We start from the raw sequence: 12,429 nt of genomic DNA on the forward strand, positions 1-12,429 counted from the left end.
CGGATTACGCTACCTTTCTTGTATCTCGATATTCGAGATACTTCAGTATCTAGTGAAAGATGGCGATGAACGGCTTCCTACGTTTCCTCACCTCGGCCCGCACCTCGTGGATCGTGCTCGTCGTGGCGTTCGCCGGCGTCGCCGCGCTCTTCGCCCTCGGATCGGGGGCCTCGTCCGAGACCGCGCCGGGTTCGGGCCTTCCCGACTCCGCCGAGTCCGTCCAGGTCCAGAAGATCCTCGACACCTTCCCGGATGCCGACACCACGTCGGCCCTGCTCGTGTTCGCATCCGAGAACGGCGAGACCCTCCCCGCCGACACCGTCGCCGCGATCCAGCAGAAGGCCTTCGGCGACCTGGTGAAGCTCACGCCCGACGGCTTCATCCCGCCCGCGCAGGTGTCCGAGGACGGCACCGTCGCGCTCCTCGTCGTTCCGCTCACCCCCGAGACCGACGTCACCGCCCAGGCCGACCGTGCCGCCGAGATCCGCACCCTCGCCGCCGACGGTCTCGACGGCGTGACCACCTACCTCACCGGCCCCGAGGGCTTCGAGGTCGACATCGCCGCGGTGTTCGACGGCGCCGACTTCACGCTGCTCCTCACTACCGTCATCGTGGTCGCCGTTCTGCTGCTCATCACGTACCGCAGCCCGTGGCTGTGGCTCGTGCCGCTCATCGTGATCGGCACCGCCGACGCCTCCGCCGGCATCGTGGCCCGCCGTGTCGCCGCGCTCGCCGGAGTGGAATTGGATGCCTCGGTCACCGGCATCCTGTCCGTGCTCGTGTTCGGCGCGGGAACGAACTACGCCCTGCTGCTCATCGCGCGCTACCGCGACGAGCTGCGCCTCGCCGAAGATCGCCGCGAAGCGATGCGCCGTGCGGTGCGGGGCGCAGGCCCCGCGATCATCGCGAGCGGATCGACCGTCGCGCTGGCTCTGGCGACGCTGCTGCTCGGCGAGCTGTCCGGCAACCGCGCGCTGGGGCTCGCGTGCGCCGTCGGTGTCGTCGTGGCCATGGCGTTCGCCCTCCTCGTGCTGCCCGCCGCGCTCGTGCTCTTCGGCCGGTGGCTGTTCTGGCCGTACGTCCCGCGCTTCGGCTCGCCCGATGCGATCTCGCGCAGCCCCTGGGGCAAGCTCGGCCGTGGCGTGTCGAAGCGTCCCGTCGTCGTCGCCCTGACCGGCGCGGTCGTGCTCGGCGCGCTCGCGAGCGGCCTGTTCTTCGTGCAGACCGGCCTGTCGCAGAACGACCGGTTCCTGCAGAAGCCCGACGCCGTGAAGGGGCAGGAGGTGCTCGCCGAGGCGTTCTCGGCGGGGGCGACGTCGCCCGCGACGGTCATGGCGCCGGTCGACGACGCCCAGGCGGTCGTCGACGCGGCCGGGAAGATCGAGGGCGTCGACTCCGCCCGCGTCGTCGAGGAGACGACCGACTGGACCCGCATCGACGTCACCCTCAACGCGTCGGCCGAGACGCCGGAAGCGTTCGCCACGATCGAGCGGTTGCGCGCCGACCTCGACTCGATCGGCTCGGGTCAGACGCTCGTGGGCGGTCTCGACGCGCAGGCCCTCGACGTCGCCGGGGCACAGCAGCGCGATCAGGACCTGATCATCCCGCTGATCCTCGTGCTCGTGTTCCTCGTGCTCGTGATCCTGCTGCGGGCGCTGCTGGCGCCGATCCTGCTGCTGATCGCCGTGGTGGCCAGCTTCTTCTCGGCGGTCGGCGCCGCGTGGTGGCTGTTCCAGACGCCGCTGTTCGGGTTCCCCGCGATCGACACGAACGTGCTGCTGTTCAGCTTCCTGTTCCTCGTCGCCCTCGGCGTGGACTACAGCATCTTCCTCGTCACCCGCGCGCAGGAGGAGACCCGCACCCTCGGCACGACGAACGGCATGATCCGTGCGCTCGCCGCCACCGGCGCGGTCATCACCAGTGCCGGCATCCTGCTCGCCGCCGTGTTCGCGGTGCTGGGCGTGCTCCCCCTGATCACGCTCACCCAGATCGGCGTGATCGTCTGCATCGGCGTGCTCATCGACACGCTCCTCGTGCGCACCGTCATCGTCCCCGCGATGGCCTTCATCGCGGGCGACAGGTTCTGGTGGCCGCGCCGCCCGGCGGTGACGGATGCCGAGGCCGCCGCCCAGGCCGAGCCCGAGATCCCGCAGACCCGCGCCGCGCGCCGGAAGCGCGAGCCGGTCTCCTGAGACCTCCGGGCCGGGGGATGCCCCAGATACCTCCCGGCCCGGAGCCCGTCACAACCGCGACAGGTGCACCTGGGCGAGGATCTCCGCCTTGGGCCGTTCGTCCGCCGCCAGGGCGAGCCAGGTCTCGACGACCGTGTCGGGGTTCAGTGACAGCGACTGGATGCCACGGGCCACGAGCCACTGGGCGAAGTCGGGGTGGTCGCTGGGGCCCTGCCCGCAGATGCCGACGTACTTGCCCTGCCGCTGACACGCGTCGATGGCCAGGCCCAGCAGGTGCAGAACGGCGGGGTCGCGCTCGTCGAAGGCGGATGCCATGAGCGCGGAGTCGCGGTCCAGTCCCAGGGTCAACTGGGTCATGTCGTTCGAACCGATCGAGAAGCCGTCGAAGTGCTCGAGGAACCGCTCGGCGAGGATCGCGTTGGCCGGCAGCTCGCACATCATCACGACCTTGAGCCCGTTCTCGCCGCGACGCAGGCCGTTCTGCGCGAGCAGCTCGACGACGGCCGCGGCCTCGCCGACCGTGCGCACGAACGGCACCATGATCTGGACGTTCGTCAGCCCCATCTCGTCGCGCACACGCCGGAGCGCCTCGCACTCCATGTCGAAGCACGCGCGGAACTCGGGCGAGACGTACCGGGCGGCGCCGCGGTACCCGAGCATCGGGTTCTCCTCGTCGGGTTCGTAGAGCGTCCCCCCGATGAGGTTGGCGTATTCGTTCGACTTGAAGTCCGACAGTCGCACGATGACCGGTTCGGGTGCGAACGCCGCGGCGATCATCGACACCCCCTCGGCGACGCGCTGGATGAAGTACTCCTCCGCCGAGGGGTAGGCGGCGATGCGGGCGCGGATGTCGTCGGCGAGCTCGCCGTCGAGGCGGTCGAGTTCGAGCAGCGCGCGCGGGTGGATGCCGATCTGCCGGTTGATGATGAACTCCAGCCGTGCCAGGCCCACCCCGGCGTTCGGCAGGCGCGAGAACGCGAACGCCTGGTCGGGTGTGCCGACGTTCATCATCATCTTGACGGGGGCCTCCGGCATCCGGTCGAGCTCGGTGACCTCCTCGGCGAAGTCCAGGATGCCGTCGTACACGACGCCGTCGTCGCCCTCGGCGCACGAGACGGTCACCCCCTGTCCGTCGGTGAGGGCGTGGGTGGCGACGCCGGTGCCGACGACGGCGGGGATGCCCAGCTCGCGCGCGATGATCGCGGCGTGGCACGTGCGCCCGCCGCGGTCGGTGACGATCGCGGCGGCGCGCTTCATGATGGGCTCCCAGTCGGGGTCGGTCATGTCGGCCACGAGCACGTCGCCGGGCGCGAAGTCCGCCATCTGGTCGATCGAGCGCAGCACGCGGACGCGGCCGGCGCCGATGCGCTGCCCGATCGCGCGCCCCTCGACGAGGACGGCGCTGCGCTCGGCCAGCACGTACCGGCTCAGGACGTTCGCGGATCTGCGCGACACGACCGTCTCGGGGCGGGCCTGCAGCACGTACAGGTGCCCGTCGATGCCGTCCTTGCCCCACTCGATGTCCATCGGGCGGCCGTAGTGCTCCTCGATGACGAGCGCGATGCGGCCGAGTTCCTCGACCTCCGCGTCGGTGATCGAGAAGTGGCGGCGGTCGTCGGCATCCACTTCGACGAAGGCCGTGCTGCCGTCGACGTGCCGTCCGTCGGTGTACCGCATGGCGATGGCCTTCTCACCCACGGAGCGCTTGAGGATCGCGGGCCGGCCCGCGCGCAGGGCGGGCTTGTAGGTGTAGAACTCGTCGGGGTTCACCGCGCCCTGGACCACCGCTTCGCCCAGGCCGTACGAACTGGTGAGGAACACCGCCTCGTCGAAGCCCGACTCGGTGTCGAGTGTGAACATCACGCCGGAGGCTCCGACGTCCGAGCGGACCATGCGCTGCACGCCGGCGGAGAGGGCGACCTCGTGGTGGTCGAAGCCGTGGTGCGCGCGGTACGCGATCGCGCGGTCGTTGTAGAGCGACGCGAAGACGCGGCGGATCGCCTGCAGGATGTTCTCGATCCCGCCGATGTTGAGGAACGTCTCCTGCTGCCCGGCGAACGAGGCATCCGGGAGGTCTTCCGCGGTGGCGCTGGAGCGCACGGCCCAGGTGACCGTCTCGGGGTCGGTCTCGCCCGCCACGAGCACGGCGTACGCGTCGCGGATGTCGGCTTCGAGGTCGGCCGGGAAAGGCTGCTCCTCGATCCAGGCCCGCACGCGACCGCCGAGCTGGCTGAGGGCCGCGACGTCGTCGACGTCGATCCCCTCGACCGCGTCGCGGATGCGCGCGGCGAGATCGCCGTGCGAGAGGAAGCGCCCGAAGGCATCCGAGGTGGTTGCGAACCCCGGGGGGACGCGGATGCCGGCGGATGCCAGGTGCGACACAATCTCGCCGAGCGAGGCGTTCTTGCCGCCGACGCGAGCCAGGTCGCCCATGCCGATCTCGTCGAAGCGCAGGATGTTGGTCATGTGAGGGGCCTTTCGTGGGGTCGGTCGCGCAGGTTCATGGACTGCAGGATCACGGCGGACATCTCCTCGACGCTCCGGGTCGCGGAGCTGAGGAACGGGATGTGGGTGCGGCGGTACAGGTCTTCGGCTCGGCGGATCTCGAGGGTGCACTGCGCGAGGCTGGCGTACGTCGAATGCGGTCGGCGTTCGTGGCGCACCTGGCTGAGGCGCAGCGCGGTGGTGGTGAGTCCGAAGCAGCGGTCGGCGTGCGGCGCGACGATGCGCGGAAGGCCGTCGGTGGGGAAGTCGTCGTCGGTGAGCGGGTAGTTCGCCACCAGCAGCCCGTAGTGCAGGGCGAGGTACATCGTGGTGGGCGTCTTGCCGCAGCGGGACGGCGCGACGATGATGACGTCGGCGCTGGCGAGATCGCGCCCGCTCTGGCCGTCGTCGTGCTCGATGGCGAACTCCACGGCCCGCATGCGGCGGAAGTACTGCTCGAGGTCGCCCAGGCCGTGGTACTGACCGGCACGGGTCTCGGCGGTCGCGCCGAGTTCGGCCTCGAGCTCGGTGAGGTGTCCGGCCAGCAGGTCGATCACGACGGCCCCCGCCGCGACCAGCCGCGCGCGGACGCCGGCGTCCTTCAGCGTCGCGAACACGATGGGGGCGTGCCCGTCCGCGGCTGCGCGCTGCAGGGCGGCCACGACTCCGTCGACGGCCGTCGCGGACGAGACGAAGGGGATCGTGTGCCGCGTGAAGTGCGCGCCGGGGAAGTTGGCCAGCAGGGCACTGCCGAGGGTCTCCGCGGTGATCCCGGTGCTGTCGGACACGAAGAACACCGCACGAGCCGCAGTGGCGTGCGCGATCGACGCGTCGAAAGGAGGGGCCATGCGACGACGTTAGGGGCCTGATTCGCGATCTTCACGAACTCAATGAACGAAAGAAACGAAAATCTTGTCTCCGTGCTAAGGATCTCCGTTGTGGTCAGACCACAGCGCCGCCCGTTCGCCGTCGTGCGTTCTTCCCCCGGCGTTTCCCGCCCGGCCGAGCGCGAAGAGGTCGGCGTCCACCTGGGGGCGCCACGGTGGCGAGGGGAAGGAGTCCGACGTGCCCGTGATGCTCGTGCTCGCGCTGGTCTTCGCGACCGCGGTCTCGCCGCCGCCCGCGGCGGAGGTCGGCTCGACGCCGGACAGCCAGGTCATCGTCGTCGAGGTGCCCGCGAGCGCGCGTCAGACCCCGACCCCCTCCGCGGCGGCGCCCAGCCCGGCACCGTCCGCCGGCCCCCGGTCCGACCTCCCGGCGACGGGGTGGGACGCCGCTGCGTCAGTGGCCGCGGTGGTGCTCGGCGTCGCGGCGCTCGTGGCCGGCATCCTGGTCCGACGGCGTCGACGCCCCGCCGCGTGAGCGCTCAGTCCAGCCAGAGCACGATGCCGCGCTGGCCGGTCAGCACCGAGGCCACGCCGGCGCGCACGGCGGCCGCGGCGCGCTCGGGTGTGAACGACGCCGGGTCGTACGCGGAGGCTGTGCCGAGGCCCTCGCCGCGGTAGGCGGCGCCGGTCCAGTCGGCGGCGGTGACGTTCTCGGTCGGCTCGGCCAGCTCCGCGCCGATGATGAGGAACTGTCGGTCCAGGTGATTGGCGGTCACCGTCGCGAGCGGGTCGACGAGGGCGTCCCCGGCGCTGATGATGAGGTCGGGGTTCATCCGCATCGCCTCGACGGCGCCGTCGATCATGTCGGCATCCGCGTGCACCACGCGGAGGTCCGCGCCGGTCTCGGCAGCCCAGTCCTCCACGGCGGTGACGAGCGTGGCGGTGGGGGCATCGTCGCCGACCGTCAGCAGCACCACGCGGTACCCGGCGGGGGCCTTCACGGCATCCCACGACCCGGCCTCGGGCGCGTACGTCGCTTCGGGGGCGAGAGGTTCCTTCGGGGCGAACCCCGCGCCGGGGGTTCCGACCGCGGCCGGGTGCGCACGCATCTCGCTCCAGCCGGATGCCGAGGAGCAGCCCGTCAGCATCATCGCTGCCACGATCACGGCCACCATCGTCGTCCTGCGCATCACCGCTCCACCCTGCGCGATGCGGGTGGCGCGCGGGAGAACACGAGGCGCACGTTCCGTTTCCGTTCCCCACGTCGGGCACAAACGTTCACGCCCGCCGGGCACCCTCGACGCGGAAAGGCCTTCATGTCTGCAGTGATCCGGCGCGCGACGCGCGTCCTCCTCCTCGGCGCGGGAATCCTCGCGCTCCTCTTCTCGGCCACCCCGGCCCAGGCCCACGGGATGTCGTCGGTGGCCTACGCCGACCTGTCGAGCGGCGGGACGGGGGTCGTGCGGGCGAAGCTCCAGCTCGAGTACGACCTCCTCGTCGTCTCCGCTGCCGACGCCGCGCAGGACGACGCGTTCTTCCAGGCGGGGACGGCCGCGTTCGAAGAGAGGGACGCGGCGCAGCAGGCCGCCGCCCTGGAGCAGTACCGCGGCGACGTGACGGGGTACGTCGCGCAGCACTTCCGGATCGACGCGGGGGGCGCGGACTGCACCCCCACGCTCGCCGACCCGATCACGATGACGGCCCAGGACGGCGTCCCCTACGCAGTCCTGGAGTTCGACTACGCCTGCCCGCCGTCCGAGAACGGGCACGCCGTCGTCTCGACCCTCTTCCCCGACGACGAGGGCTTCGTCACCGGCACCAAGACGATCCTGACCTACGCCCTCGACATCCACGACGGAAGCACGGTCCTGGATGCCGAGCACCCGTCGTTCACCACGGCGCAGACGACCCTCGAACGGTTCTGGGAGTTCTTCCGCCTCGGCGCCGAGCACCTGCTCACCGGGATCGACCACATCCTGTTCCTCCTCGCACTGATCGTCGGCTCGCGTCGACTCCGCGAGGTCGTGATCGCCGCGACGACGTTCACCCTGGCGCACTCGGTGACCTTCATCCTGGCCGCGACGGGTCTCGTCGCCGCCCCCGCGGAGATCGTCGAACCCACGATCGCGTTGTCCATCGCCGTCGTCGGCGCCTGGTATCTGTGGCGCCTGTGGCGCGGCGGCAAGGTCGATCAGGACCTCTCCCACGCGCACGGGTTCCTCCGCCTCGACCGCGCGGGCTGGCTGCGGGTGGGCGTGGTGTTCCTGTTCGGCCTCGTGCACGGCTTGGGGTTCGCCTCGGCGCTCGGCATCGACGAGCCGTGGTCGTGGACGCTCCTGTGGTCGCTGCTGGTGTTCAACATCGGCATCGAAGCGGTGCAGATCGGCATCATCGTCGTCGTGTTCCCGCTGCTGGTCCTGCTGCGCCGCCGGTTCCCCCGCATCGGGATGTGGGCGAGCGGCCTGCTCGCCGTCGTCGTGACCGTCGCCGGCCTGATCTGGTTCGTGCAGCGCATCCTCGGGATCGAGTGACGTTGCCCTGATCGATAGATGTGCTCGGTCAACCATTCACGCGATGGTCACCGAGCGGGCAGAGCGTGGGAAGGCCCGCCCGACCGCGGGCCCCTCACCTACAGAAATGGACAGCCATGCTCCTCACAGCATCGACGTCGCACGGGGCGCGTACGCGTCGCCGTGTCTCGTGGATCGCAACGGCCGCCGTCGGCGCGTCGCTCGTGCTCTCGGGCGCCGCGACCGCTCCGGCCGCCCTGGCCGACACCACGGCCACCCTCTCCGGCGTCATCCTCGGCGTCGGAGCCGACGAGTCGCAGCGCAACGTCAGCTGGTACTCCTCGGCGGACACGGCGCAGACCGTTCAGGTCGCCCCGACGTCGACGCTCGTGAACGGGCAGTTCCCCGCCACGGCGACGACGTTCTCGGCATCCGGCGCCGCCAACACCTCGACGACCGGCTTCAACCGTCACACGACGATCACGGGCCTCGCCGAGAACACGGCCTACTCGTACCGCGTGGGCTCCGACGGCAACTGGTCGACCACGTACTCGTTCACGACGCAGTCGTTCGAGGGCGACTACGACTTCCTGTTCTTCGGTGACCCGCAGATCGGTTCGTCGGGCAACATCCCCAAGGACCAGGCCGGCTGGGTGGACACGATGAACGTCGCCCTGAACGCCAACCCGAACGCCGAACTGCTCGTCTCGGGCGGCGACCAGGTCGACGCCGCGAACAACGAGGACCAGTGGAACGCGTTCCTCGCTCCCGACCAGCTGCGCCAGTACCCCTGGGCCGCGACGATCGGCAACCACGACGTGGGCGGCACGTCGTACGAGCAGCACTTCTTCACCCCGAACACCGACCGCTCGGCCGCGTACTACCGCAAGGGCGCCTCGAGCATCGGCACCGAGTCCGGCGGTGACTACTGGTTCATCTACAAGGACACGCTGTTCATCGACCTCAACAGCAACAGCTACGCCACCTCGCAGGGCGGCGGCGGCGACGACGCGCACGTGGCGTACGTCACCGACGTCGTGAACAAGCACGGTGCGCAGGCGAAGTACACGGTGCTCGTCTACCACCACGCGATCTACTCGCCGGCCGACCACGCGAAGGACGGCGACAACAAGGTCCGTCGCGTCGACTTCCCGACGACGTTCTCGAAGCTCGGCGTCGACCTGGTCCTCCAGGGTCACGACCACAGCTACTCGCGTTCGTACGAGATCAAGAACGGCGCCAAGGCCAACGCGGACGAGCAGCCCGGCCAGGACGAGGTGTTCGAGGGTCCCGGCGGCGTGGTCTACGTCACGGCGAACTCGGCCTCGGGCTCGAAGTACTACGACATCACGACGCCGGACAACAGCGGCACGAGCGGTGCCGGAAACGGTGCCGACCCGCTGAACCCGGCGAACTACTGGTACAACTCCGTGCAGAACCAGGAGCACGTCCGCACGTACGTCAAGGTGCAGGTCCAGAAGGACCAGCTCGTCGTGCAGAACATCCGCTCCGGCGACTGCGCCGCCCCCAACGCGGCCGTCGAGCTCGGCAAGGTCCTGTGGTGCGGTCCGGAGAACGGCACCCAGCCGGCCGAGGCCATCGGTTCGATCCAGGACGAGGTGAAGATCCACCCGAACCACGGCGACGGCCAGGACATCCAGGTCGACGTCCCCACGACGGCTCCGGGTGAGTTCGGCTGGACGATCAACGGCCACAACGGTCTCGTCGACCTCGGCACGGCGGAGGAGAAGAACCTCCAGTACTTCGAGGCCACCGGTGAGATCAACCCGATCACGGTCACCGACACCCGCGCCAGCAAGGCCGCGTGGTCGATCTCCGCGTCGGTCGGCGACTTCGTCGACGGCCAGAAGACGTTCGAGGCCAAGTACCTCGGCTGGACGCCCAAGGTCGTCACGCCGGGTGCCGGTGCCGTCGCGGGTGCCGCGGTGGGCTCGGGCTACGACGGGGGTGACGGTCTGTCGACCTCGCGCTCGCTGAGCTCGGCGCCCCTGGGCCACGACCGTGGTGCCGGTGTCGTCGGTGCCGACCTCGACCTGAAGATCCCGAACACGATCGACAAGGGCAGCTACCGCGCGACCCTGACCCTCACCGCGCTGGCCGGCTGATCAGCGAACCGGACCGGCGGGGAGCGACCCTCCCCGCCGGTCCTTCTCGAAGGACCCTCATGAACATCTCTCCCCGCTTCCTCGCCGCGACCCTCGCGCCGCTCCTCGCCGCCGCCGCCGCTCTGGTCGGCGTCCCCGCGACGGCATCCGCGGCCACCGACGACGTCACGTGGACCGTGCGCACCGCGTCGAACTCGCTGGGTGCCGACCGCACGAACTTCTCGTACACGCTCAACCCGGGCGCGCACCTCGACGACGCCCTCGTGGTCGCCAATCGGGGCACCGAGCCCGTCGAGCTCGACGTCTACGCCGCCGACGGCTACACGACCTCGACCGGCGCCCTCGACCTCCGCCTCGCCGCCGAGGCGCCGGTCGGCGTCGGCAAGTGGATCGTCGTGCCGCAGCACCACGTCTCGGTGCCCGCGGGTCAGACCGTCGAGGTCCCCTTCGCCGTCGACATCCCGTCCGACGCGACCCCCGGTGACTATGCCGGTGGTGTCGTGACCTCGCTCACCGTCGCCGATCAGACCGCGAACGTCACCGTCGACCGTCGTCTCGGCATCCGTACCGGCATCCGGGTCGGGGGCGACCTCGCGCCCGCGCTGTCCGTCGAGGGAGTGAGCGTCGACTGGGACGGCGGCCTCGTGCCCTTCCTCTTCGGCGACGCGACGGTGCACTACAGCCTGCACAACACCGGCAACGTCTCGCTCTCGGCCGACGACACCGACGCCGTCGCGGGCCCGTTCGGGTGGGGAGAGGTTCAGGCCGCGCCCGGCGAGGCGGCTCCGGTGCTGCTCCCCGGGGAGTCGTGGCAACGGGACGTCCGCGTGCCCGCGGTCGCCGCGATGGGTCTGGTGTGGGCCTCGGTCACCGCCATCCCGACCGTGACGGATGCCTCCGGCTCGACGACCGACCTCGACACGGTGTCCGCGTCGGCGATGGGCTGGGCAGTGCCGTGGCCGATCCTCGTCGTCGTCCTGCTGCTCGTCGCGGCGGCGGTCTTCGGCCCGCGCTGGCTGCGCGCGCGCCGTCGCCGTCGTCAGGAGGCTGAGGACGCGCGCGTCGCCGCGGCCGTGGCCCGTTCCCTCGCCGAGAAGGAGGACGTCGCGACGCCCGCGGGCTGAGCGCGATATCTCGACGTCGGTGCACACGGAGGGCGCTCAGCCGGCGGGGAATAGACTGGATGCCATCGACTCCGTCTCACCGGGACCCTCCGTGACCACTCCTTCTCCTGTGCGCTCCTTCGATGTGCGCCACGTGCAGTTGGCGCGCGCGCTCTTCGCCGCCGTCGCCGCCGTCATGGTCACGTTCTCTTCGGATCATTCGGCCGCCGTCGGATCGAGCGTGTTCAGCGGTTTCGCGCTGGCCACGGCCCTCGTCCTCGCGCTGTCGGTCTGGCTCGTGTACCCGAACGGTCAGCGGATGACGCCCGTCCTGCTCGCGGCGGTCACCGGTCTCGCCGGGCTCGCTACCAGCATCGGCGCATGGCGGACGACGACCTTCTTCTTCGTCCTGGTGATCGTGTGGGCCGTCGTCTCCGGGGCGATCGAGATCATCGGCGCCCTGCGCGATCGCCGCGCGGGACGCCCCGACTCCCGCGACGGGCTCACGGTGGGGATCATCACGCTGATCCTGGCGGTCGGATTCCTCTTCACCAGCCCGGCGTTCTCCTACGACTACACGATCGAGGGCGCCGGCACCTTCACCCTCACGGGGATCACCATCGCGGTGGGCATCTTCGGCGGCTACGCGGCGATCATCGCCGTGTACCTGGCGATCGCCGGGTTCTCGCCGCGCCGCCCGGAGCCGGTTCCGGCCGTACCCGCCGAGGAGGCCGCATCATGACCGACCACAAGCCCACCCGCCGCGATCTCATGAAGCCCGTCCAGCTGCTCGGGCTGGCGTTCGGCGCGGCGATCTTCGCCGGTGTCGTGACCCTCGTGTCGATGGGAGCCTTCCAGGCCCGCCCCGCGGACGAGATCCAGCGCGCGCTCGTCGTCGGGGCCGTCGCCGCGGGCGTCACGTTCATCGTCGTGCTCGTCAGCGTCGCCCTGCTGCTGCTGGCCGTCGACCCGGCGCAGGTCACGAAGCAGGTCGATCGGCCGCTCCTCCTGCCCAAGGACGACGACAAGACCGCGGCTCCCGAGACGAACGACGGCCCCGAGGCCCCCCGGTCCTGATCCTCGAGCGCCCCCGTGGGGCGTCGGTGTGATGTGCCGTACGGCGGAGTCGATGGCCGACACACCGGTTGAGGATGCCATGGCTCGGCGTGTCTCCGACGTTCTCCGCG

Annotated in this window: 10 protein-coding genes; 7 read left to right on the top strand and 3 right to left on the bottom strand. The window is 70.4% G+C overall.

Annotation, left to right across the window (positions count from 1 at the left end):
- Positions 1-65: 65 nt before the first annotated feature.
- Positions 66-2,192, top strand: a complete 2,127-nt coding sequence (locus tag BW982_RS10340; protein ID WP_076493662.1) for an MMPL family transporter — start codon at positions 66-68, stop codon at positions 2,190-2,192.
- 48 nt (positions 2,193-2,240) lie between these two features.
- Here the strand turns inward: BW982_RS10340 and ppsA are convergent, their stop codons facing one another.
- Positions 2,241-4,658 carry a phosphoenolpyruvate synthase gene (gene ppsA, locus BW982_RS10345; protein WP_076492960.1) on the bottom strand — a complete coding sequence of 806 codons (2,418 nt, stop codon included), beginning with the start codon at positions 4,656-4,658 and terminating at the stop codon, positions 2,241-2,243.
- Complete coding sequence (locus BW982_RS10350) at positions 4,655-5,524, bottom strand: pyruvate, water dikinase regulatory protein (protein WP_076492962.1); 870 nt, start codon at positions 5,522-5,524, stop codon at positions 4,655-4,657. Before BW982_RS10350 ends, ppsA begins: the two co-directional genes overlap by 4 nt.
- Before the next feature lie 226 nt (positions 5,525-5,750).
- Here BW982_RS10350 and BW982_RS10355 point away from each other — a divergent pair, with 226 nt between their 5' ends.
- Positions 5,751-6,038 carry an LPXTG cell wall anchor domain-containing protein gene (locus tag BW982_RS10355; protein WP_254845586.1) on the top strand — a complete coding sequence of 96 codons (288 nt, stop codon included), beginning with the start codon at positions 5,751-5,753 and terminating at the stop codon, positions 6,036-6,038.
- Positions 6,039-6,042: 4 nt separating this feature from the next.
- Here BW982_RS10355 and BW982_RS10360 read toward each other — a convergent pair whose 3' ends face one another.
- Positions 6,043-6,693: a type 1 periplasmic-binding domain-containing protein gene (locus BW982_RS10360; protein ID WP_076492966.1), complete on the bottom strand. Its 651-nt coding sequence runs from the start codon at positions 6,691-6,693 to the stop codon at positions 6,043-6,045.
- Positions 6,694-6,819: 126 nt separating this feature from the next.
- Between BW982_RS10360 and BW982_RS10365 the strand changes: the two genes are divergently transcribed.
- From BW982_RS10365 to BW982_RS10385, 5 genes are all read left to right on the top strand, one after another.
- Positions 6,820-8,034: a HupE/UreJ family protein gene (locus BW982_RS10365; RefSeq protein ID WP_076492968.1), complete on the top strand. Its 1,215-nt coding sequence runs from the start codon at positions 6,820-6,822 to the stop codon at positions 8,032-8,034.
- Between the two features lie 116 nt (positions 8,035-8,150).
- Positions 8,151-10,139 carry a purple acid phosphatase family protein gene (locus tag BW982_RS10370; RefSeq protein ID WP_076492970.1) on the top strand — a complete coding sequence of 663 codons (1,989 nt, stop codon included), beginning with the start codon at positions 8,151-8,153 and terminating at the stop codon, positions 10,137-10,139.
- A gap of 59 nt (positions 10,140-10,198) precedes the next feature.
- Positions 10,199-11,263, top strand: a complete 1,065-nt coding sequence (locus BW982_RS10375; RefSeq protein WP_076492972.1) for an NEW3 domain-containing protein — start codon at positions 10,199-10,201, stop codon at positions 11,261-11,263.
- A 91-nt stretch (positions 11,264-11,354) separates the two neighbouring features.
- The gene (locus tag BW982_RS10380; RefSeq protein ID WP_076492974.1) at positions 11,355-11,984 is read left to right on the top strand and encodes an acyl-CoA synthetase; all 630 of its coding nucleotides are present in this window, start codon (positions 11,355-11,357) and stop codon (positions 11,982-11,984) included.
- Positions 11,981-12,319, top strand: coding sequence for an amino acid transporter (locus tag BW982_RS10385; RefSeq protein WP_076492976.1), 339 nt, complete (start codon positions 11,981-11,983; stop codon positions 12,317-12,319). Before BW982_RS10380 ends, BW982_RS10385 begins: the two co-directional genes overlap by 4 nt.
- The last annotated feature ends 110 nt before the right edge of the window (positions 12,320-12,429 follow it).

The sequence above is a fragment of the Microbacterium sp. RURRCA19A genome (genome assembly GCF_900156455.1).
Classification (GTDB): Bacteria; Actinomycetota; Actinomycetes; order Actinomycetales; family Microbacteriaceae; genus Microbacterium.

Bases quoted from the DNA above. Each gene is read 5' to 3' on its own strand.
- BW982_RS10340 (WP_076493662.1), top strand. From the start codon at position 66: ATGAACGGCTTCCTACGTTTCCTCACCTCGGCCCGCACCTCGTGGATC.
- ppsA (WP_076492960.1), bottom strand. From the start codon at position 4,658: ATGACCAACATCCTGCGCTTCGACGAGATCGGCATGGGCGACCTGGCT.
- BW982_RS10350 (WP_076492962.1), bottom strand. From the start codon at position 5,524: ATGGCCCCTCCTTTCGACGCGTCGATCGCGCACGCCACTGCGGCTCGT.
- BW982_RS10355 (WP_254845586.1), top strand. From the start codon at position 5,751: ATGCTCGTGCTCGCGCTGGTCTTCGCGACCGCGGTCTCGCCGCCGCCC.
- BW982_RS10360 (WP_076492966.1), bottom strand. From the start codon at position 6,693: ATGCGCAGGACGACGATGGTGGCCGTGATCGTGGCAGCGATGATGCTG.
- BW982_RS10365 (WP_076492968.1), top strand. From the start codon at position 6,820: ATGTCTGCAGTGATCCGGCGCGCGACGCGCGTCCTCCTCCTCGGCGCG.
- BW982_RS10370 (WP_076492970.1), top strand. From the start codon at position 8,151: ATGCTCCTCACAGCATCGACGTCGCACGGGGCGCGTACGCGTCGCCGT.
- BW982_RS10375 (WP_076492972.1), top strand. From the start codon at position 10,199: ATGAACATCTCTCCCCGCTTCCTCGCCGCGACCCTCGCGCCGCTCCTC.
- BW982_RS10385 (WP_076492976.1), top strand. From the start codon at position 11,981: ATGACCGACCACAAGCCCACCCGCCGCGATCTCATGAAGCCCGTCCAG.